At 58.7% G+C, this 21,329-nt stretch carries 16 protein-coding genes and 2 pseudogenes; 12 read left to right on the top strand and 6 right to left on the bottom strand.

Going from position 1 to position 21,329, the window contains the following annotated elements; all coding sequences use genetic code 11:
• Positions 1–5 precede the first annotated feature (5 nt).
• Complete coding sequence (locus AA309_RS25700) at positions 6–1,124, top strand: NAD(P)/FAD-dependent oxidoreductase (protein WP_047191879.1); 1,119 nt, start codon at positions 6–8, stop codon at positions 1,122–1,124.
• A gap of 27 nt (positions 1,125–1,151) precedes the next feature.
• Positions 1,152–1,499, top strand: coding sequence for a RidA family protein (locus AA309_RS25705; protein WP_047191860.1), 348 nt, complete (start codon positions 1,152–1,154; stop codon positions 1,497–1,499).
• A 181-nt stretch (positions 1,500–1,680) separates the two neighbouring features.
• Here AA309_RS25705 and AA309_RS25710 read toward each other — a convergent pair.
• Positions 1,681–2,142 (bottom strand): annotated as a pseudogene (locus AA309_RS25710) (IS6 family transposase); the annotation flags it as partial.
• An 85-nt stretch (positions 2,143–2,227) separates the two neighbouring features.
• A complete protein-coding gene (locus tag AA309_RS25715) occupies positions 2,228–3,265 on the bottom strand; it encodes a LacI family DNA-binding transcriptional regulator (RefSeq protein WP_047191861.1) in 1,038 nt (345 codons plus the stop codon).
• 278 nt (positions 3,266–3,543) lie between these two features.
• Between AA309_RS25715 and AA309_RS25720 the strand changes: the two genes are divergently transcribed.
• From AA309_RS25720 to AA309_RS25760, 9 genes are all read left to right on the top strand, one after another.
• Positions 3,544–4,872: an NAD(P)/FAD-dependent oxidoreductase gene (locus tag AA309_RS25720; RefSeq protein WP_047191881.1), complete on the top strand. Its 1,329-nt coding sequence runs from the start codon at positions 3,544–3,546 to the stop codon at positions 4,870–4,872.
• Positions 4,873–4,921: 49 nt separating this feature from the next.
• Positions 4,922–6,049 (top strand): ABC transporter ATP-binding protein, encoded by a 1,128-nt coding sequence (locus tag AA309_RS25725; protein WP_200902053.1) that lies wholly within the window; start codon positions 4,922–4,924, stop codon positions 6,047–6,049.
• Between the two features lie 93 nt (positions 6,050–6,142).
• Positions 6,143–7,204 carry an ABC transporter substrate-binding protein gene (locus AA309_RS25730; RefSeq protein ID WP_047191863.1) on the top strand — a complete coding sequence of 354 codons (1,062 nt, stop codon included), beginning with the start codon at positions 6,143–6,145 and terminating at the stop codon, positions 7,202–7,204.
• A gap of 53 nt (positions 7,205–7,257) precedes the next feature.
• Positions 7,258–8,064 (top strand): ABC transporter permease, encoded by an 807-nt coding sequence (locus AA309_RS25735; protein WP_160310547.1) that lies wholly within the window; start codon positions 7,258–7,260, stop codon positions 8,062–8,064.
• Positions 8,061–8,975, top strand: coding sequence for an ABC transporter permease (locus AA309_RS25740; protein WP_052955003.1), 915 nt, complete (start codon positions 8,061–8,063; stop codon positions 8,973–8,975). The genes AA309_RS25735 and AA309_RS25740 overlap by 4 nt, the downstream gene beginning before the upstream one ends.
• 1 nt (position 8,976) lies before the next feature.
• Entirely contained in the window at positions 8,977–9,441 is a 465-nt protein-coding gene (gene gloA, locus AA309_RS25745) for a lactoylglutathione lyase (RefSeq protein ID WP_047191865.1), read from the top strand.
• Between the two features lie 1,237 nt (positions 9,442–10,678).
• Positions 10,679–13,339 carry a bifunctional lysylphosphatidylglycerol flippase/synthetase MprF gene (gene mprF, locus AA309_RS25750; protein ID WP_052955004.1) on the top strand — a complete coding sequence of 887 codons (2,661 nt, stop codon included), beginning with the start codon at positions 10,679–10,681 and terminating at the stop codon, positions 13,337–13,339.
• Complete coding sequence (locus tag AA309_RS25755; RefSeq protein ID WP_052955005.1) at positions 13,336–14,745, top strand: AcvB/VirJ family lysyl-phosphatidylglycerol hydrolase; 1,410 nt, start codon at positions 13,336–13,338, stop codon at positions 14,743–14,745. The genes mprF and AA309_RS25755 overlap by 4 nt, the downstream gene beginning before the upstream one ends.
• 539 nt (positions 14,746–15,284) lie before the next feature.
• The gene (locus AA309_RS25760) at positions 15,285–15,677 is read left to right on the top strand and encodes a response regulator transcription factor (RefSeq protein WP_047191885.1); all 393 of its coding nucleotides are present in this window, start codon (positions 15,285–15,287) and stop codon (positions 15,675–15,677) included.
• Between the two features lie 172 nt (positions 15,678–15,849).
• Here the strand turns inward: AA309_RS25760 and AA309_RS25765 are convergent, their stop codons facing one another.
• Complete coding sequence (locus AA309_RS25765; RefSeq protein ID WP_047191866.1) at positions 15,850–16,182, bottom strand: hypothetical protein; 333 nt, start codon at positions 16,180–16,182, stop codon at positions 15,850–15,852.
• A 439-nt stretch (positions 16,183–16,621) separates the two neighbouring features.
• Between AA309_RS25765 and AA309_RS25770 the strand changes: the two genes are divergently transcribed.
• On the top strand, positions 16,622–18,130 hold the full coding sequence (locus AA309_RS25770) for a Do family serine endopeptidase (RefSeq protein ID WP_047191867.1): 1,509 nt from the start codon (positions 16,622–16,624) through the stop codon (positions 18,128–18,130).
• A 656-nt stretch (positions 18,131–18,786) separates the two neighbouring features.
• On the opposite strand, the gene AA309_RS25775 is transcribed toward AA309_RS25770, so the two are convergent.
• From AA309_RS25775 to AA309_RS36880, 3 genes and pseudogenes are all read right to left on the bottom strand, one after another.
• Complete coding sequence (locus AA309_RS25775) at positions 18,787–20,091, bottom strand: NRAMP family divalent metal transporter (protein ID WP_047191868.1); 1,305 nt, start codon at positions 20,089–20,091, stop codon at positions 18,787–18,789.
• Positions 20,092–20,555: 464 nt separating this feature from the next.
• The gene (locus AA309_RS35480; RefSeq protein ID WP_160310548.1) at positions 20,556–20,708 is read right to left on the bottom strand and encodes a hypothetical protein; all 153 of its coding nucleotides are present in this window, start codon (positions 20,706–20,708) and stop codon (positions 20,556–20,558) included.
• Positions 20,709–21,167: 459 nt separating this feature from the next.
• Positions 21,168–21,329, bottom strand: a pseudogene (locus AA309_RS36880) (DUF1801 domain-containing protein); the annotation flags it as partial.

Here is a 21,329-nt window from a genome sequence, read left to right on the forward strand (position 1 = left end):
GCGGTGTGTTCGGGGAAGAATCTCCCGATGTGATCGTTATTGGGGCGGGCATCCATGGGTGCTCGACGGCCCTGCATTGTGCTAAGCGCGGGCTTAAGGTCCTCGTTATCGAGAAGGACCACGCAGGGCGTCATTCCTCCGGTGTGAATGCCGGAGGCGTCCGTCAGTTGGCGCGGCACGTGGCCGAAATTCCGCTCTCGACCTATTCCATGGGGCTATGGCACCGCATCGCGGATCTCGTCGATGACGATTGCGGTTTCACCTCGGACGGACAGGTCCTCGTGGCCGAGAGTGAGGAAGAGTATGACAGTTTCCGGGCCCGTGTGACCCAACTGAACAGTCTCGGCTTCTCGCATGAGGAGTTAATCGACGCTAAAGAGCTTCGCAGCCTGGTCCCCGCCGTTTCGGAAACTTGTCCCGGAGGGATCGTCTCCCGTCGCGACGGCGCGGCGATTCCGTTCAAGACGACGCAGGCGTTCCGACGCAAGGCCGAGTCCTTGGGGGTGCGCTTCTGTGAAGGCGTTCGTGTGACGGGCATCAAGGCTGACGGATCCGCCTGGATGGTGACTACGGATGCTGGAACTGCCCGTGCCGCCAACGTCGTCAACGCGGCCGGAGCATGGGCCGACCGCATTGCGGCCTGCCTTGGGGAGCCCGTGCCACTCGAGGTTATCGCGCCGATGCTGATGATCACCGCAAGAGTGGAGCACTTCATCAAGCCGGTGGTCATCCTGCGCAGCCGCAAGTTATCGTTCAAACAGTTCGCGAATGGCACAGTCCTGATCGGCGGCGGTCATCTCGGGCGAGCCTTGCGGGACCAGAACATCACCGTTCTCGACTGGGTGAAGCTCGCCGAGAGCGCCAAAACTGTCTGGGATCTGTTTCCGATTATGCGCGGAGCCGCGATCGTGCGTGCCTGGGCGGGAATTGAAGCCCGCATGCCAGATGATCTTCCGGTCTTCGGGAAAAGTCGCATTCACCAAGGCATCTTTCACCAGTTCGGCTTCTCGGCTCACGGCTTTCAGCTGGGGCCAGGAGCTGGCGCAGTGATGGCCGAACTCATTGCCGCCGGTAACACGAATACGCCAATCGATGGACTAGGCATCGAGCGCTTCGCCACCTGATTTTCTTTCAACCCAAGAGAGGACGACATGACAATCCAGAGAAATATCCGTACGCCGATCATGCATCGTGCCGTCGAGGCAAACGGCTTCGTCTATATCGGCGGTACAATCGCTGATGACACAAGTGTTTCGATGGGCGAGCAGACCCGCAACATCCTGGGCAAGATCGCCGGATACCTGAAGGAAGCCGGCAGCGATCCGACGAAGGTCGTGTCTGCATCGATCTTTGTCACTGACCTGTCGAAGAAGAAGGAGATGGACGCGGTCTGGACCGAGTTCTTCGGCGACAATCTCCCGGCGCGTGCCACCGTCGGCGTTGCGGATCTGGGGGGCGGCGCCCTGATCGAGGTGGTCGTCACTGCCCTCAAAGGCTGATCCCGTTATCAACCGGGGGAGCCGCCACCCAGAGCTCTCCCGCTACCGCTGCGCCTGCATTCCGGTATCTGTCCGGCAATCTGCGAAATCGAGTCCGAACCTGGGCTCTGTCGCAATTTCCGACCGTGGACAGAAAGATCTCAGGGCGGTTCGTATCCGCTCATGCGGCGAGCCGCTCGAACTACTCTGCGAGCGGGAGGCTCGAGTTGCAGGCATGCTTTGCCTGCCTCTTGCGCATCATGTGGACCGTTTCGATGCCGCTCAGCACAGTGCGAGCAGCATCCATCGACCTGAAGCCGAGCATCGGCAGGACCCGGCGTTTGATACTACGATGGTCCTGCTCGATCCGATTGTCGAGATAGGCGCTCCGGCGGATGTGGATCGGTGTGTGCTTTCGTCGTGATCGATCCTGCAACCGATTTGTCGTATCGCAGGATGCGGTCGCCTCTCGATTGGTCTGGCTCCCGTCGATGACGATCCTTCCGGGCTGGCCGTGCCGCTTGAGCGCCTTGCGTAGGAACCGCTTGGCGGCTGTGAGATTTCGCTGCTCACTGAACCAGAATTCAACCGTGTCGCCATGGCTGTCGATGGTCCGGTAGAGATACATCCAGCGCCCGCGGACCTTGATGTAGGCTTTGTCCAGGAACAGTTCGAGATCCTCGCCGCATGACGTGGAGCGAAGTTCGTTTTCATCTCTCCAGCTTCAGTCACGATTTGCGACAGAACCCTTACGCGGAGTCGCGCATGACCAGCTTGGCCTCGAGCAGGGTCACACCCTCGTACTGCTGATCATTCGAGATCTCGTTGTCGATGTTGATCTTGGCGAGCAGGCGTTCGAAGCTCGTCGCAGCCATCCTTTGGTAATCCTGCGCGACCGTTGTAAGCGGCGGGCACATATATTTGCTCAAGGGGTGATCATCGTGTCCGGCAATGCGCAAATCGCAGTCCGGCCCACGACCGACCTTGAGTCCCCTCTGGTAGGCTGCAGCCATAGCCCCAAATGCAACCCGATCACTGGCACAAAGAATTGTCTGCGTCGGGAAGGCCTTCTGATCGATCATGCGCATGATCTGACTGAAGCCGAACTCCTCAAAGTCCCAGGTTCTGACGTCGGTCTCGACAACAATTGGCTCAAGCCCCAATCTCTCCATCGTGGCGACATAGCTATCCTGCCGCTCCTGCGCATTCAGATTCACTGGTGGAATTCCAAGATAGGTCGGGTGCGCCCCGGTTCGACAGAGATACTCCGTCATGATCGATACGCTCTGATGGTTGTCGGAGCCAACGAAGGGCGTGAGGTCCTCCAGGCGAGAGTCGAAATACAGTAATGGGACACGCGCCTGAAGATCTTGGATCAAGGCAACGTTCGACTGGAAACCGAGAGGCGCGATTATGGCTCCGGCAATCTTGAGAGACATCAGGGTCTGAATGGCTCGCGCCTCGAGCTGCGGGTCGCCGTGCGAGCTAAGGACGACGGCCCAATACCCCTGCTCAAGGCAACGCATCTCAATCTGCCGCACGATCTCGGTATAGAACGGGTCTGAAATGAGCGGAACGACAATCCCAATGTTGCGCGGGTGCTTCCGGTTCATGTTCACGGCGAAGATGCTCGGGCGGTACTGGTAGATTTCCAATGCCTGCTCGATTCGCTCGCGGGTCGACTTTCTGACAGCCTGCGGGTTGTCGAAGTATTTGGACAGAGTTGGACGGGAGATCCCTGTCGCCTGCGCAAACTCTTCCATGTTCCTGATCTTGCGATTGCTCATGCGTCGGTACCCTCCTCCCCCACACCTGTGGATATGAGGAACTCGGTCTCCCCGCCCCACTCTTCTAATCGCTCGCCCTTTTGACGCAATATAGTTCCCCTACTGAAAATTATCGAGCGGCAAGATGTAACTGAGGTAGTCTTGCATATAACTTTTACGCATGTAAACTTTTTCGTTGACACATAGAAAGATTGATCACAACCTTGGGGCAACGATGAGGGACATGATTACGCATCATGGCCGAGCCGAGCGCAGTCAAAAGATCGATGGAGAGGACCGTGGGACCTATTGTTGATCCCGTTTGTTCGGACGAGCGCCTGCCGGAAAGAACGGGTGTCGTTGTCATCGGCGGCGGTATTGCTGGCTCCAGCACAGCCCTCTTTCTCGCCGATAAGGGGATCTCGGTGGCCCTCTGCGAAAAGGGGCATATTGCCGGTGAACAGTCGAGCCGGAACTGGGGCTGGGTGACCGCGCGCGGTCGCGACATGCGCGAACTGCCGCTTTGCCTCGAAAGCGCGCGCCTCTGGAAAGACATGAATGAGTTCATCGGTGCCGAGACCGGCTACCGACGCCTCGGCTCTCTTCGGCTGTACGACACGGAAGAAAACCTTGCGATTGGAGAGGAGTGGCTGAGCGAAGCTAAACTCCTTCAGATTCAGGCCAAGTTCCTGGACCGGGGAGAGATTGCGGAACTGGCTCCTGGTGCCAGCAGGCAGTTCAAGGGGGCTCTCTACGCTCCCAACGACGGCCGCGCCGAACCGCAGAAGGCAGCTTCGGCAATCGCGGAAGGCGCCAGAAAGCGCGGCGCCAAGATATTCACCCATTGCGCGGTTCGCGGCATCGACATCCAGGCGGGAAAAGTTGCGGGCGTCATCACAGAACGTGGCCGCATCGCTTGCGATGCAGTCGTGCTCGCGGGCGGCGGCTGGTCGACCATCTTTTGCGGCAACCTTGATATCCGCCTGCCGCAACTACTCGTCCAGGCCTCAGCGATGCGAACCGAGCCGATGGATGGCCCGGTCGGCCCTACAATCTATGCCGACAAGTTCTCGCTCCGGAAGCGCCTGGATGGTGGCTACAACATCGGCGATCCCTTCCACACCAAGACCGAGTTCACCCCAGACAGTTTCCGCTATGCATTCGACTACCTCCCGATGCTGCAAAAGTCCTGGAAGCGGCTGCGGCCGAAGTTCGGCAGCCGAGCGCTCCGCGAGTGGCGCCGCCCAAGACACTGGTCGCCTGATCAGGTTTCTCCGTTCGAGAAGCTGCGCGTCCTGGACCCTCCGGCCACCGACCTATTCCTGAGCCGCGCCCACCGCAGCCTGATCGAGACTTTTCCGGCATTCTCTCAGGCAAAGATCGCTCAGAGATGGGCGGGGCTGATCGACATCACGCCCGACGCAGTGCCGGTAATCTCGAAGGTTGAAGCCCTGCCGGGCCTTTTCTTGAATACCGGATTTTCAGGCCACGGCTTCGGCCTTGGCCCAGGCGCGGGCAAGCTCGCGGCGGACCTCGTCGCAGGCGATGCTCCGATCGTGGATCCAACACCCTTCCGCTACTCCCGCTTTATCGACGGGTCCCGTCCAAAGCCGAAGGCCGGGTTCTGACGGCCGCCCGAAGACCTCCCAACCAGCGCTCTTTCCAGACGAGATGTGCATGTCATACCTGTCCCTCATCGATGTCGAAAAGACTTATGCCTCCTCGGCACCTGCCGTCCGCAATGTCTTTCTCGAAATCGAGCGCGGCGAGTTCGTGACCTTTCTTGGTCCAAGCGGCTCAGGCAAGACGACCACGCTGTCGATGGTCGCAGGCTTCATCCTGCCCAGCAGTGGACGCATCGAAGTCGGCGGCAAGGACATTACTCATGTTCCTCCGCACCAGCGCAACATCGGCATGGTCTTCCAGGACTACTCCCTTTTCCCTCACATGACGGTCGAGGAGAATGTCGCCTTTCCTCTGCGCATGCGTGGAATGTCCAAGAAAAACATTACGTCTCGGGTGGGCGAGGCCCTGGAGATCGTCGGCTTGAGCGGCTTCGGGCATCGCCTTCCGGTGCAACTCAGCGGCGGTCAGCAGCAGCGGGTCGCCATTGCCCGCGCGATCGTTTACCGGCCGGCGATCCTTCTCATGGACGAGCCGCTCGGAGCTCTCGACCGCCTCCTGCGGGATCGCCTTCAGCTCGAAATTAAGCAGATCCAGCGCGAGATGGGCATCACCACGCTCTACGTCACTCACGACCAGAGCGAGGCTCTGACGATGTCCGATCGCATCTGCGTGTTCAACGAGGGAGAGATCGTACAGATCGGCACTCCATCCAGCATCTATGAGAAGCCGAGCAATGTCTTCGTCGCCGGTTTCGTGGGCGAGTCCAACTTCCTGGAGTGCCGCGTTCTGACCCGGAAGAGCGACACACCGGACAACACATACGTGCTCGGGTTCCTCAACTCCGCATCGGTTCGAGTGAAGAGCGAGCGCGATCTGCCGGTCCATGGCGAAGCGATTGCGGTGGTCAGGCCCGAGCACATCCGGGTCGAGCCCACATCCGTTCAGCCGCAGACCACAGAGGTCGCCTTTCAGGCCACGATCCGGGATATCATCTATCGCGGGGAAAGCAGCAGCCTCCAGGCCATTCTCCCGAGCGGGCAGATCGTCACCGCTCGCATCCCTTCCCGCAGCGTATCCTTGAGCCCCAACCAGCAGATTCACCTTGTTTGGGAGACACGCGACATGGTGCTTCTCCCCAACGACAAACGCCCAGAAGCCGTCATCGAAGCGGCCGAATGAGCGACGATTGGACCGGTTCGCAACAACCGTCCGATCTTCGCCGAGCGCATCGGCAAGCGCTCTCACATCGCACGACCTACAGAGGAGTGGAGGATGAAATTGTTCACCAGTCAAACCAGAGAATCGACCACGCTCACGGTTCGCTCGGCGCTCATCGCTGGAGCCGCAGGTGCGCTGTTGCTGGCGGCCGCGCCGGCTGTCGCGCAGGAAACCGTGGTGGTCGCGGATGCCGGCGGCGCGCAGGCCGAGGCGCTCGCGGCAGCGCTGTATGAGCCCTTCGAAAAGGAGACGGGGATCAAGGTGATCGCCGACCACACGACCGCCATCGGCAAGGCGCAGGCCATGAGCCGCTCCGGCAACGTCGTCTGGGACGTCTTCATCACCGGTGACACGGACGTGGCCCAGGCGACGCAGGATGGTATCCTGATGCCGATCGACTGGAATGTCGTGCCAAAGGAAGGCCTATCTCCTGAAGTAGCCCAGACCTACGCGGCTCCCTCCAGCCGTTATGCCCTGGTGATGACCTACAATACTAATCTCATCAAGGATCCGCCGAAGAGCTGGGCCGAGTGGTGGGACACTGCCAAGTACAACTGCCCGCGCGTCATGCGTAACGTCCCCATCGACAACCTGGAAGCGGCCGTCTTGTCGGCAGGTATGCCGATCGACAAGGTTTATCCTGTCGATCTGAAGCTCGCCTACGAGCAGCTCGACAAGATCCAGCCCAAGGTCGTCACCTTCTGGGACAGTGGCGCGCAGTCGATCCAACTCGTCGCTGATGGTTCAGCCTGTCTGGGGACGGCTTGGACGAGCCGCGTGACGGCAGCTGAGAAGGCAGGGCAGCCTGTCGCCCGTGTCTGGAATCAGGCGATCGTACATCAGGACTATTTCACGGTCATGAAGGGTGCAAAGAACCCGAAGGCTGCCATGAAGCTGATCGCCTTCGCAATGCGCCCGGAAGTCCAAGCCAAGATCGCGAGCAGGCTCGGCACTCTGCCGCCGAACGCGAAGGCACAGGAACTCATCGAGCCCGCCTCTCTCAAGTATCAGCCGAAGCCGGAAGATCTGAGCAAGACTATGCTGTCCAATATCGGCTGGTGGTCGACGAACATGGCGGACGCGTACAAGAAGTACAGCGCGTGGCTGACGAAGTAAGCTGACGGCACCAAATGCGGGAGGGCGGAATGTTGCGGAAAAGCAGCTGGCTCATGGCACCATGTCTTGCGTACATGCTGGTCATGTATGTCACGCCGGCGCTTATCATGCTCTATTCGCCCTTCCAGAACGGCGTCGGCTCCGGCATCGCCTCATTGGGTGAGGCTCTGGTTGAGCCGAGCTACCAGCGTGTGATGATGACGACGTTCAGAACGGCGCTCGTCGTCACCGTTGTGGCGGTCTTGCTCGGCTACCCGACAGCGTACTATCTCTCCCGTCTGCCCTCCGAGAAGGTGGGCAAGTACATGCTGCTGATCATGTTTCCGCTGTGGACGAGCCTTCTCGTTCGCACTTACGCCTGGATCGCACTGCTTCAGGATGCGGGTGTCATCAATTCCACCCTGATGAGCACGAATCTCATCAGCAATCCCGTCCGTCTCCTTTACAACAGCGGAAGCGTCGCCATCGGCATGGTCCAGATCCTGCTTCCCTATGCGATCGTTACCATGTACTCGGTCATGGTCGGCATCAAGCCGCGCTTGTCCCAGACGGCGCAGGTTCTCGGCGCCAGCCCGGTTCGCGCCTTCTGGCACGTGTTCTTCCCTCTGAGCCTCCCCGGGCTGTCAGCTGCCTGCCTCCTGCTGTTTATCATGGGGCTCGGCTTCTTCGTCACACCGGCTCTTTTGGGCGGACGGCGCGACATGATGGTCGGGACCCTGATCCAGCAGCAGGTTGTGCTTCTGGGTGATTGGAATTCGGCCTCTCTCCTGTCAATCATGCTGCTCGCGGCTACGATCATTCTTCTCTTCGTATACAGCCGTTTCGCCCGCCTCGAAAACCTTGTCCCGGCATCGTCATGAACACAGCATCGAATACTCCCCGGGTGGCGCCCTGGACGGCTTGGTTCGCCCACGCAGTAATCGGCTTTATGGTCGTTCCTACGCTTCTGGTGGTTCCGATCTCTTTCAACGGCGACCAATATCTTCGCTTCCCGCCGCGGGATTTCTCGCTGCGCTGGTACGAGGACTTCTGGTCGAATGAGCAGTGGCTGCATTCGGCTTGGATCAGCCTTGTAACCGCTTTGGCGGTGATGGCGATTGCCACGACGCTGGGCACTCTTGCGGCACTGGCGCTGCACCGCATGACAGGCGCGAGCAAGAAGATCCTACTGGGTCTGATGATGTCGCCCCTAATGGTGCCGACCGTCGTTCTCGCCCTGGCGCTGTACTTCTTCTTCGCGCGCCTGCAAATGGTGGGCACTTGGACTGCCGTCGTTCTCGGCCAGGTGATCCTCGCCATCCCGTTCACTGTTCTGAACGTTCATGCGAGCCTGCAGGGCTATCCGGCGACCCTTGAGCGGGCGGCTAGCTCACTGGGAGCAGGCCCGGCCACGACCTTCTTCCGCATCACCGTGCCGATCATTCGTCCGGGTATCCTGTCGGGTGCTCTGTTCGCCTTCATGGTGTCCTTCGACGAGTTCATCATCGCACTCTTTTTGGCGGGCCCCGGCGAAACCACCCTGCCAGTGCGGATGTGGCAGACGATGCAGCTCTATATTAGCCCGACAATTGCGGCGGTCTCCTCGATGATCACCGGTATCACCATCGCAATTTTCGTGGCCAGTCACGCTCTCCGCCGCCGCGCGAACCGCCGGCGTTTCGCGGAGCGCCAACCCGGCACGAGTAGGCTCGCAAGCACTAGGGGCCATACACTGGCTCCAGCTTCCGGCCGCTGGACAGAAAACCGAAAACTCATGTCAACGGAGGTTTGAGATGACAGAGGCGAAGCAGCGTTATATGCACACGATGATCCGAGTAAAGGATCTCCCCAAGAGCGTCGACTTCTACACCAAAGCCCTCGGCATGAACGTGCTGCGACGCATTGAGGTGCCCGAGGGCGAGTACACGCTGGTGTTCGTGGGCTATGGCGATGAAGAATCGGAAGCCACCATCGAGTTGACCTACAACTGGGGCAAGAATGACGGTTACGAGGTCGGAACCGGCTTCGGACATCTTGCAATTGGTGTGGAAGACGTCGCGGCTACCTGCGATCACGTACGCCGCCTCGGCGGAAAGGTCACCCGCGAAGCAGGCCCGGTGAAATTCGGTAGGACAACGATCGCATTCATCGAGGATCCCGATGGCTACAAGGTCGAGCTCATCCAGCACGACGAAGCTATCGAGGAGATGCGAGAGGCAAAGGCCAAGGCAAAAGCTCTTGCAAGTGCCAATAAATAGCACCACGCTATAATTGGTGAGCACCGGCGGGCCGGTCTTGCGGCAGAAGACTGGCCCGCCGAGAATCTCACCGTAAAGTCTCATTGATGACATGCGCGGCAGCCTCGATGGTTCTGTTACAGTTTTGAGCGGCTCCCACCTAAGCTATGACTACCGGGAAAGCGGCCGCCACAGTTGCGGATCCGAGCGGCTTGCCAACGTTCAGATAGCTTCATGCCTGCTGGGAGCGTGCGAAATACCGCATCAGCAATCTTGCCGAGAATGCCCAACTGGAACCGCCTATATGCCGTGCTTCCACTCCCAACAGGCGAGATCCCTCGCAGCCGGGCAGACAAGGATAACCATTTCCAGTATCTACCGCTCGCCGTCCCTTCCGTGCATAAGCAGATCGCATGGACTGGCTTCTGCAGAGTCAATGGCTCAGCTCAGCAGTTCCGGCAGACCCCGTTCAGAATGTTGGGGTTGATCTCCACGGCTCGTTCTGAATCACTCTCGCTCGGAATCAGAAGTGTCAGCCTGCAAGATCTGACAGGAGAGCCGTGCGCGCATTTAAATTAGATGCATGCAGATGATTTAACGGTTCCGGCCGACCAGGGGTTACGCGGGCTTCCCCTACCCGGACCCTCAGGGATGCATAGGGCTGCCTCCGGGGCAACAGAGAAACGAGCATGATCCAACTACCCTCAGATCTTCAAAAGTGCGAAGTATCCTTCCCAAATCTTGAGCTCGCAATCCAAGATGATTTGGCGGCTCTTAGCGAGATAGATCACTGGTATGACATGAAGCTTGGGAGCCTCCTAATCTACCCTGATCCTATTCGGCATCGGCTTGCGGAGGAGCTCGAGCAGCGCCATCAGCACAACCGAGAGCCTTACGTTCGGCACCTGGCTCATCTCTATCAACTGTCTGTTGCAGCAGGGACGTTCGGAGATCTCCATGAGACAGGCTGTGCGGCCGAGCCCCTGTCAGTTCTCACAGGCTGACACCACGCAACTCTACTCACACTATTGATGCCGGATCAACAAACAGGAGACAGCGATGGACTGGGATCATCGCTCGCTCGAAGTAGCAAGCGTTCTGTACGCTGATTTAGAGACCTGCTGCCACAAGCCTAGAGCATCGGTTCTATGGTCAGCAACGTGAATTGCTAGATTGCTGCCCACAATTAGCGAGCAGCATTTTGCGACAGACTGACCTAATCCATTCCAGCCTCTCCGACGGATAAGAGATTGCTGCCATGTCGTCCCATGCCCTCCGAACCGCGACGGCCGCTCAGGCGGAGAACACGCCTCCGTCGTCCTGGAGCATGAAGATGTCTTCAGCGATGTCCGACACGCTCCGCCACTCTCTCAAACGTTGGGCAGTTCCTGCGCTGCCCCTGATTATCCTCATGGGCCTTGCAGCTTTGCTCGTTAAAATCGCCACTGGCTTTGATGTGCAGGCCGTGATGGAGAGTTCCGTAAGCAAACCGCCTTCATTGATCGAGCTATCGCTTCTCTTCAGCGCTCTCAGCTACGCTGCGCTTATCGGCTACGATGCCCTCGCGCTCCGAGTGGTAACGGAGAAATCCGTGCCGCTTGGACAGATCGCTCTCGGCTCCTTTACGAGCTATGCCATCGGCCACAGCCTTGGCTTCCCCTTGGTGACGGCAGGCGCTGTGCGCTGGCGCATCTATGGCTCCGCCGGGTTATCGCTCACCGAGGTGGCGAAGCTGACAGCGGTCGCGGGGCTTACGCTTTGGATTGGTATGGCCGCGGTTTTAGGCCTCGGCGCTTTGCTGGAGCCGCAGGCGCTCGCCGCTCTCGACCGGTTTCCTGCTCGCCTCAATCAGGGTATTGGCGTTGCCCTTATTGCCGCCCTCGCCGTCTGGCTGCTGTGGAGCCGCCAAGGCGGCCGTGAGATCGGGAGCGGCGAGGCACGGGTCCGCCTTCCGGGCGGCAAAGCCGCTCTCGTCCAGATAGGTCTCGGGCTGATCGACGTGTCTGCGGCCGCAGCCTCCCTCTGGGTTCTCCTGCCCTCTCAGATCACCTTCGGGTTCCCGGCTTTCACGGCGATCTTCGCTGGCGCCATCGTGCTTGCGGTGGCAAGTCATGTCCCCGCCGGGCTTGGCTCTTTCGAGGCAGCGGTGTTCTTTGCATGTCCGGGTGTCCCGACCGCGGAATTGCTCTCAGCGCTGCTCATCTGGCGGTTCACCTATACCTTAGTCCCCTTCCTGCTCGCTATTACGCTTTTCGTCACGCACGAACTGCGCCGTACGGACACGAAGCTGGCCAAGGCTGTCCGGCGCATTCGGCGGCTGATGCTGCCGTTTGTGCCGATGGCCCTCGCGGCACTGACCTTTCTCGGTGGTCTTGTGCTCCTCACCTCCGGCGCCCTGCCAAGCGACTACTCGCGCATCCGGGCGCTGAGGCATCTCGTGCCGCTGCCCTTCGCTGAGGTGTCACACCTTGTTGGCAGTACTGCCGGAGTAGCGCTTCTCATTCTCTCCCGCGGCCTGATGCGCCGTCTCGAGAGCGCGTGGATTCTTGCCGTGATCGTCATTGGCGCTGGAATGGTGGTGTCGTTCGCCAAAGGCTTCGATTGGGAGGAAGCCTTGGTTCTCGGCTCGGTGCTGCTCCTTCTCCTGACCCATCGCCCGGCATTCTACCGCAAGGCTGGCATCTTCGCGGAACCTCTCGAGCCCCGCTGGCACATCGCCATCGCATTCATTGTCGGCTGCACGATCTGGCTCGGCTTCACAGCATTTCATGACGTTGCCTACAGCCATGACCTTTGGTGGCAGTTCAGCTGGCATGACGATGCATCACGATTCCTGCGCAGCAGCCTCGTCGCAGTAATTGCGGGAGCTGGCGTCTCGCTCTATGCGATGATCCACGGCTCGGCGCCTATGCACGAAGCCGAGCCTCTCAATCCTGACGTCCTCGCGCCCGCTCTGGCTCATGCCGAGCGGTCGGATGCGTACCTCGCGTTGCTTGAGGACAAGCGCTTCCTCCTTCATGAGGAAGGTGACGCCTTTCTCATGTACGCGGTACGTGGCAAGAGCTGGATCGCCATGGGCGACCCAATCGGCAATCCCGAGCATGCGGCAGACCTCATGTGGCGGTTCCTGGAGGAGGTCGATCGGCATGATGGCTGGCCGGTGTTCTACCAGGTAAGCCTAGCCTATCTGCCACTCTATCTCGACGGAGGTCTCTCGCTTGTCAAACTCGGAGAAGAGGCTCGTGTCGATCTCACCACGTTCACCATTGAGGGTAAGGCTGGCAGGGATTGGCGCGCTGCGCTCAACCGCGCCAAGCGCGAAAACCTTGAATTCACCATCATCCCGGCTGTCGAGGTGCCAGCCCATCTCTTCAAGCTCAGAGGGGTGTCCGATGCGTGGCTTGCGGACAGAAATGCTGTGGAGAAAGGCTTTTCCATGGGCTTCTGGTCCGAGAAGTATCTCTCCCGCTTCGATGTCGCAGTGGTTCAACGCGAGGGCAGAATCCTTGCCTTCGCCAACATCTGGTACGGCCAACGAAGCGGCGAGATCACAGTCGATCTTATGCGCCACCTGCCCCATATCCCCGGTATCATGGATTTTCTGTTCGTCAGCCTAATGCAGGAGGGAAAGTGCCGCGGCTATCGTTGGTTCAATCTCGGCATGGCTCCCCTTTCAGGCCTGTCGGGCCACCGCCTTGCTCCGAGCTGGCATAAGATCGCAGCCTTCGTGGCCCGTAACGGCGAGAACTTCTATGGCTTCGGGGGGCTTCGGGCCTACAAGGAGAAATTCGGACCTGTCTGGGAACCGCGCTATCTCGCCTGTCCCGGTGGATGGGTGCTTCCGCAGATCCTGCTCGACGTGACGAGTCTCATCTCGGGCAGCCCGGCCAGAAGCATGACTAGGGAAGCGAAATCATGAAGGCAACGATCACATTCCGCGGCCTCATCATCGTAGCGGCACTGAGTACTCTCGCACTCGGAGGGGTTCTCCTCGGCCGCTCCACGTGGTCGGCTGTAGCGACGCCCAGCATATCCACCGCCTCTATCGAAATTGACGAGTTCGGCACTGTCGATGTGGTTCGTTCCGACCGGCCCGCACGCGGTCTCGTGATCCTGGTGGAGGACGCGCCACATGCGCAGACGCGTCAGCAGGATGCAATCGCTCTCGCGAAGAGCGGGTTGATTGCAGTTTCGTTCAATTTCGAGAATTTTCGCGCAGAGCTCGCCAAGTCTCCTCCCTCGGATGAGTGCCACTATGTCTCCGACGACATGAAGGATCTTGCCCAAGCTGTGCAACGCAAACTCGGTCTCCAGCACTACTTCTTCCCCGTTCTCGCAGGTCGTGGTGACGGCTCGGCTTTCGCCTATGCTGCTCTGGCTCAGGCTCCCGCGAATACATTAGGCGGCGCGATCAGCATCGGTTTCCAGCCGGTTCTACGGTCCGACCGGACCTATTGCTTCGATCCATGGCTGGATCCAGCTGGAGACGGTCTCTTCGCTCTTCCCAGCGAGGAAGATCTGCCCGGCCCCTGGCGGGTCATCGCGCCCGAAAGCGAGCGTCAGCGCGTAGAGGCCTTTCAGAAGCCCGAGGAAAACGCGGAATTCGTGCCGGCGCAGGACGACGCCTCGACGCGGCAAGCCTTGGTTGAGAGCGCAAGCCAACTCAGCCAGACAGGCGAGCACGGCTATTCACAACTGCCTGTCTCGATCATCAAACCGGATGGCCGAGTGAAGGGGCTCGCGCTCATTGTGTCAGGCGATGGCGGCTGGCGCGACATCGACAAGTCCATCGGTGAGTGGCTCGCCGACCGAGGAATCGCGGTCGTCGGAATGGACTCGCTGCGCTACTTCTGGTCAAAGAGAAGTCCTGGCGAAGTGGCGGCTGACCTGGCTCTGCTTTTAAACCATTACGGTACCGAGTTCGCTACCAACCATTATACTATCATCGGGTACTCGTTTGGCGCCGATATCATGCCAAATGTTTGGCCTATGTTGCCGAAGAGTGTGAAGGACCGCGTCTCCCTCGTTTCTCTCCTGGGCCTTGGCACGAATGCAGATTTCGAGGTGACGGTCGAGGGCTTCGTTGGTGCGGCGTCGACTGAGAGTGCGCCTCTGCCTCCCTTGCTCGCCCAACTGCCGCTCGAACGGACGCAGTGCATCTACGGCAAGGACGAAGCGGAGGACAACGAAACCTCCTGTACCGCTCCTGAACTCGGCCAAGCACAGCGGATCGCCCTTGAAGGTGGCCACCATTTTGATGGGGATTACACCAAGGCTGCCGAGGCAATCTGGGCACGTCTCCAGAACGTGAGCCCAGAACTTTAGGCCGGTCATCAAGTCGCACGTCCCTGAAGCCGCTAGCGCCGAAACACACAACTTGAATCTTACCGCTGTTGTCCACGAACATTTGACTGTCACCGTCGAACTGTTCATTGTTCTCGGTGAGAACATCTGAGCCATTGCGCGTGGTAGCACGCCACTGCCCTGGTTCTTTTCGGCTATCCAATTACTTGTTCTCATCCGCCCGAAAGCTGGAGCGGTTGAACCTGACAGCTGGGCCGTTTGAGTCAGAGCGGGATCTACCATCGAAACTATACAAGGTGGATCGCTGCGAGATGCAGCCTGAGTATGTTTCCCGTCATGGATTTCCTCCCGCCATCCACGCCTTCGGCATTGCAGCCTGGGTTAACGGCTAAGTTTGGCCAACTTGTCGGAAGCAGTCAGCATTGCTGAGATATGCACTCATCCGCAGCGTCCATAAACCTAAGTATGATATCGCTGGGCTGAATTCGGATCATACTCTTTGCATTTCCGCGCCTTCACAGCGGAATGTTTTGGTTCCCCACATGCAGGAGGCGGGCGACTTGCCCAAGGTTCCTGTCATTTCCATTATCGATGACGATGAGGCCGTTCGTGTTGCGATGAAGAGTCTCCTGAACTCGCTTGGCTTGATCGTACACATGTTTGGGTCCGCTGAGGATTTCTTGCAGTCCTCTTATACGGACGATACATCGTGCCTCATTACAGATATCCACATGCCGGGTATGAGCGGGATCGAGCTGCAACGCCTCTTGATTGCACAAGGTCAACGCACGCCGATTATTTTCATCACGGCCTTTCCCGATGAGAGAATCCGGGCCCAATTGCTGGGGGCTGGAGCGACTTGCTTCCTGAGCAAGCCATTCGACGAGCAAATCTTGCTCCAGTGCCTCGATACGGCTTTGAAGAGTGATAAAGGCGGAAGTACCGCCAGATAGCTTTTTTGATCCCCTGCCACTCGATCCGCGGCCCATTACGAAGCATCGCGGAGCGTTGCCTAGCACTCAGCATCAGCCGACGCTGGCGCTCTCGTTTGAACTTTTCGCCAGATCGCTTTCCCGACCGTGAATGAGGCGACTTGAACGTGCCCACCTCTCACCGGAAATCCGATCAGCGACCAAGCAGGATCTGAACGGCGTTTCGCATGAGACGTGCCTTTCCTGCCCCAAGCGGGCCCGTCAGAAGGATTCCTCTCGGAACCCGCGCTTGGCCGGAAGTAGGCTCCCCGATCCTTGAGAAGGCCACGACCCTCTGCAGTTCGAACTTCGCCTCATCAACGCCAACCACATCCTTGAGAGTGACCTTTGTGTCGGTCTCGATATAGACCTTCGGCTGCGACTTGCCGATTGCCATCAAGCAGCCGAGGCCTAGTTGCTCGGCCATCCGGCTAAACAGGATGATATTGACCAGATAAAAGCCGAAAATACGCGGAGCCCAGAACAAGTTCACTCAAAGCGGACTTGGCGACGGCGCCCCTGAGACGACGACGATCTCTTTCGGAGCGAGTCGATCCGCCAAGTCCGGATCGGATACACACTCAACCGGCACCCGATTCAACACTCGTCAGCGATTGGGGATCCTCGTCTGCCAATCAGCCTGCGAGTTCTGACAAGGTGACAACTCGATCTTGAATTTGGCGGAAGGGAGCAGACGATCAGTTGGCATATCGCGCGTTCAGCGTGGCTCGCCTGAAACGCGAGGGCTGAGCCACCGCCTCGGAGAGCGTCCGCTTATATGAGCAGGCCAGTTCGAGCGGATGGCGGCGAACGCTGTGCGATGGGGTCTCTGTCAGATCTCACAGGCTGACATCACCATGAGGTCAACCCATGTTTGTTGAGATTACGCCGCTGTTGCGGTCGGGCTCGTTCAAGGAGTTGGTGTCATGCCAAATCTTAGTCCTGTCACATCTCGTCGGCGTTCCCGACAGGTGTTCACCTCCGTTGCTGCCATTGCCATTATCACATCGAGCGTTCTCGGGGCCACAGCGGGTGTCGAATCCTGGGCGCCGGCCTCCGCGCAAACTGCGCCGAACTCTCCCGTTCCTCCCGCCCAAGCTGGGCCGCGCGATCTGCTCCCGGCTACTTTCGCCGATGTGGTGGATAATGTGAAGCCAGCTGTCGTCGCTGTGCGGGTGAAAATAGAGGACGTCGCCTCGAGCGAGGGCACCCTCCCCTCGCAGAACTTGGAACAACTTCCGCCGCAACTGCGTGAGTTGTTCCGCCGCTTCGGCGAGAACAGGCAGCATCGCTCAGGCATGGTATTGGGTTCTGGCTTCTTCATCTCAGCTGACGGCTATGTCGTGACGAACAACCACGTCGTCGAGCAGAGCGGAGATGTCCAAGTCGTGACGGATGACGGCCGCACTCTCGACGCAAAGGTGATTGGCACTGATCCGAAGACCGACCTCGCGCTTCTTAAGGTCGTGGAGAGCGGCAACTATCCCTATGTGCATCTCGCCGAGGCAACACCGCGTGTCGGTGAATGGGTAGTTGCCATCGGCAATCCATTCGGGCTCGGTGGTACCGTGACCGCGGGTATTGTCTCGGCCCGTGGTCGCGACATCGGTGAGAGTCAGTATGACGATTTCCTACAAATCGATGCCCCCATCAACAAGGGTAACTCGGGTGGTCCAACATTCAACCTCGATGGCAAAGTCGTGGGGGTGAACACGGCTATCTACTCACCTTCGGGTGGAAGCGTCGGCCTCGCGTTCGCAATCCCGTCAGACACCGTGCAGTCCGTGATCGCGCAGCTTGAGAAAGGCGGCAAGGTTACACGTGGCTATCTCGGCGTGCATATCCAGCCGCTTTCCAAAGAGATGGCCGATGGCCTCGGATTATCGATGGACAAGGGTGCCTTGGTCGATGACACGGAGGATGGCACTCCGGCCGCCAACGCGGGTCTGAAGCCTGGAGACGTGATCACGGCGATCAATGGCGAAGCGATTGCCGATGCTCGCGAAATGTCGCGTAAGATCGCGGCGCTCGGGCCCGGCAGCAAGGCCGAATTGACATATTTCCGCAATGGCAAGCAGCAGACAACAAGCGTTCAGATCGGAACCCAACCGGAGGGGAAAACAGCCCAGGCCGAAACTCATCTAGATCATGGTTCACAGCTTGGGCTGCGGCTTGCGCCTGCGTCTTCTGTTCCCGGTGCCGGTGATAAGGGCGTTATCGTGGTTGATGTCGACCCCTCGGGCGCCGCCGCCGCCAAGGACATTGAGGTTGGGGATGTGATTGTCGAGGTTGGAGGCCAAGCCATATCGAGCCCAGCGGAGGTGAGGGCCGAGTTCATAAGGGCGCAAAAGGAAGGAAAGAAAATCGTCCTTCTGCGTGTCCAGAGCCAGCAGGGTACACATTTTGTTGCAGTCAGCACGGGAAGCGTGGGATAGCATGATCATCAAGAGTCAAGGAGCTTCTCTCCCTGCCCGCTTCCCCGAGATGAGGAAGCGGGGCGTCAAGGTTAACTGAGGCGCCATGCTGTTCGAGCTTTGACTCAATTTTGTATTCGTAGTGGATCCCCACTATCTCTAATGACAGAAAGAAATAATCAGACCGCCGCTGGGTGACACAATGCTACCCAGTGGCTGTTCTGTTCCAACTTCATTTCTTATCAATAGATCTCGACATGCCGCCAGCCGCCACTGCCCCGTTCACGGGCCAGATAACAGGCGCTCCACGTGGTAGCATGGGGCGTGGTACTGGGCCGCTGGTGGAACTGCTACAGGAGGAAATCCAATCATTCCTGTCGTCCAAGCGTTGGCTGGACCCGCTTCAGCGCCATCACCTAATTCGCTGCGACCTGCACCTATGATGGCTGGGGTGATCCGGGGAGGCAAAGCCGAAGCAGGCGTCGTTAATGCGATCGTCGAAGCTGCAAGGGCCACGGCGGACCCAGCGCCGATAAAGATGTTTTTCGGGACCAGTTCCCCAAGTGATCTCTGTAAAGATGTGCACGAGAGCGTCCGTCAGGGCATGGATGCCCCTGGATTTCGGTCCCGAGCTTACGACGGATCCCAGAGGCGTCAGCTTTCATCTCGAACGTGCCTCAGAAAGACATGATGAACATGGCCGCGGCAGCGATGGCCATCACACCCATGGCTGTCCAACCGATTGCCTGTAGCCCCCCTGTGACAGCGAAGGGCCCCATGATATCTGAGCGGCGTGTGACAAGCATCATGGCCGCCATGACCGGAACCGCGATCACTCCATTGATCACAGCACTCCAGAACAAAGCCCTGATAGGGTTGATACCGCTGAAGTCGATAAGAACTCCGATCGCGGTCGCTAGGGCCACTGTGCCATAGAACGCCTTCGCCTGCATCGGTCGGCGGGAGAAACCAACAGGCCAGCCGCGGGCCTCTCCAATAGCATATGCAGCCGAACCGGCGAGAACAGGGACCGCGAGCAGACCCGTGCCGACGATACCGAGTGCAAATACGATGAACGAAAACTGCCCTGCGATTGGCCGCAATGCCTCGGCAGCCTGAGCGGATGTCTGGATGTCGGTGATCCCGTTCGCCTTCAGGGTTGCCGCTGCCATGACGATGATCGCAAGTGCAACGAGGTTAGCGAGGGCCATGCCGATCAGAGTGTCAATTCTAATACGATGCAGAGCAGCGTTACCCTGAGCTGGGACATCGATCAGCTCGCGTCGGCGTGGGTGTGCGCCAATATCCTCCACCTCCTCTGCGGACTGCCAAAAGAACAGATATGGGCTGATTGTTGTGCCGAATATCGCAACGATAGTCGTGAAATAGTCCTTCTCCCATCGGATGGTTGGAAGAAATAGACCGGACGCGAGTTCCGTCCAGTCAACATGGGTCGTGACCACTGCCGCAAAATAAGCGAAGAGAGCCAGCGTCAGCCACTTTAGGGCTGCAACATACTGCTCGTATCGCAGAAACACCTGCATATAGACGCAAAGCCCGGCAAAGAAGAGGATATAGAATCCTCGCGGGCCAGGGAGAAGCAGGTGGGTGGCGTCGGCCATAGCTCCCAGATCCGCGCCGATATTCGCGATGTTGGCGACCAGCAGCAGCATCACGATCACCTGGAGGAACCAGTTCGGGTAGTGCAGTCGGAGAACGCCGGCAATCCCATGACCAGTCGTGCGCCCCAGTCGGGCGCTGATCATCTGGACCGCTGCCACGAGTGGATAGCTGAGCAGAATCGTCCAAGCCAGCATGTAGCCGAACTGAGCGCCTGCCTGACTGTACGTGGCAATTCCACTCGGGTCGTCGTCGGACGCTCCCGTGATTAGACCCGGGCCGAGTACACGAAGAAAGTGTGGGTCCTTGGATTCGACACTCGGGCTGCAATCCTCTGGATCATTGTCTACCCTCTGGATCATTGTCTACGATCTGCGGCTCCATTGCCCAGCCTCTGCTTGTAAGACTAGTCATACCTAAAACATCTCTTAACTTATCGAGCCTAAATCAAGCGTCTGTCAGATTTTACAGGCTTTGGTCTTGTCGGCCGCGCGATATTCCAGCAGAAAATAGAAGACTGCGCCTGCATCGTTCCGCCGTCTGGCTCTCCCACGCTCCAATGAAGCCTTGAGAGCTGGATCAGCGTCAGGGCGGTTTGCCGGCATGGAATGGCACAGGGCACGAGGTGTGCCAGTTACTGTCGCCGGGGGCACCTCACGCTAAGTGATTGCATGAGGGATTGTCACACTCTCTGCTGCGACCGTTCAAGAGAGCAGCATTGGAATGACTCCTCATCACCGCCGATAGATTGTCCAGGGCAGGATGGAAGGCTGCCCTGGGCTTGTTCATCGTCACACCGGTATTGGTACCGGAGCGCTCACGGACTTCAGGGCCCAGAGAGAATATCAATCTTCTGCCCGTGTGCCTTAGCCGCCCCGATCGCAAGCATGCTTCCAGCGCCGCCAATGTCGATCGCCAAGACGAGAACAAGGAATAGGATCGTCATTCGCCCTGTCGCCCAGACACTCCAATTGCTCATATCCACCTCCTAATGCTCCCTGTCTTTAAGCTGCAGGGCATGGAATTACATTGCCTAAACTGCCTTAGCTTGCAGACCTTCAGACCTCCCAATCGGGCGGATGCCTAAAAGGGAACGTGCACGGCGCTGCATCCTGCAGCCGCAGCAACGGGAGATGCTGAAGGCGGGTGCGAAGATGAGCGTCTTGCCTTCAGGGAATATGATGCTTTTCGATGCTGACAGCATCCTGCGAGATCTGACAGAGGGAGGTTTTCGCCTTGCGAGGGTGTCCACCCTCGGCCGACACTCCTGGATCGGCAGCTGTATCGCGAGTGCAACCACATCGAGCGCCTGATTGGTCACCTGAAGATCAATCGCGCTATCGCCACGCGATATGACAAGCTCGCCCGCTTCTTCACCGAGGCACTTCATATTGTTGCTATCCGCATATGCCTACGCTATGCAAGTTTGTAAGAAGGCCTAGGACGAACTTTTCGAATAAGTCGCGCTGGAGCGCGCCGACGGGCTTCTCGGCCGTGGGGAATCCGAGGACGTGTTGAGTGCCACGGCGGCGCGGATGAGCGCCTTCAACGCCTCTTCGTCCATCGTGTCGCCCTCATGGAAATCGATGGCACGCCTGGT

Origin of the sequence: Microvirga vignae (genome assembly GCF_001017175.1) — a bacterium.
Taxonomy (GTDB): Bacteria; Pseudomonadota; Alphaproteobacteria; order Rhizobiales; family Beijerinckiaceae; genus Microvirga; species Microvirga vignae.

Bases quoted from the DNA above. Each gene is read 5' to 3' on its own strand.
- AA309_RS25705 (WP_047191860.1), top strand. From the start codon at position 1,152: ATGACAATCCAGAGAAATATCCGTACGCCGATCATGCATCGTGCCGTC.
- AA309_RS25715 (WP_047191861.1), bottom strand. From the start codon at position 3,265: ATGAGCAATCGCAAGATCAGGAACATGGAAGAGTTTGCGCAGGCGACA.
- AA309_RS25725 (WP_200902053.1), top strand. From the start codon at position 4,922: ATGTCATACCTGTCCCTCATCGATGTCGAAAAGACTTATGCCTCCTCG.
- AA309_RS25730 (WP_047191863.1), top strand. From the start codon at position 6,143: ATGAAATTGTTCACCAGTCAAACCAGAGAATCGACCACGCTCACGGTT.
- AA309_RS25735 (WP_160310547.1), top strand. From the start codon at position 7,258: ATGGCACCATGTCTTGCGTACATGCTGGTCATGTATGTCACGCCGGCG.
- AA309_RS25740 (WP_052955003.1), top strand. From the start codon at position 8,061: ATGAACACAGCATCGAATACTCCCCGGGTGGCGCCCTGGACGGCTTGG.
- gloA (WP_047191865.1), top strand. From the start codon at position 8,977: ATGACAGAGGCGAAGCAGCGTTATATGCACACGATGATCCGAGTAAAG.
- mprF (WP_052955004.1), top strand. From the start codon at position 10,679: ATGTCGTCCCATGCCCTCCGAACCGCGACGGCCGCTCAGGCGGAGAAC.
- AA309_RS25755 (WP_052955005.1), top strand. From the start codon at position 13,336: ATGAAGGCAACGATCACATTCCGCGGCCTCATCATCGTAGCGGCACTG.
- AA309_RS25770 (WP_047191867.1), top strand. From the start codon at position 16,622: ATGCCAAATCTTAGTCCTGTCACATCTCGTCGGCGTTCCCGACAGGTG.
- AA309_RS25775 (WP_047191868.1), bottom strand. From the start codon at position 20,091: ATGATCCAGAGGGTAGACAATGATCCAGAGGATTGCAGCCCGAGTGTC.
- AA309_RS35480 (WP_160310548.1), bottom strand. From the start codon at position 20,708: ATGAGCAATTGGAGTGTCTGGGCGACAGGGCGAATGACGATCCTATTC.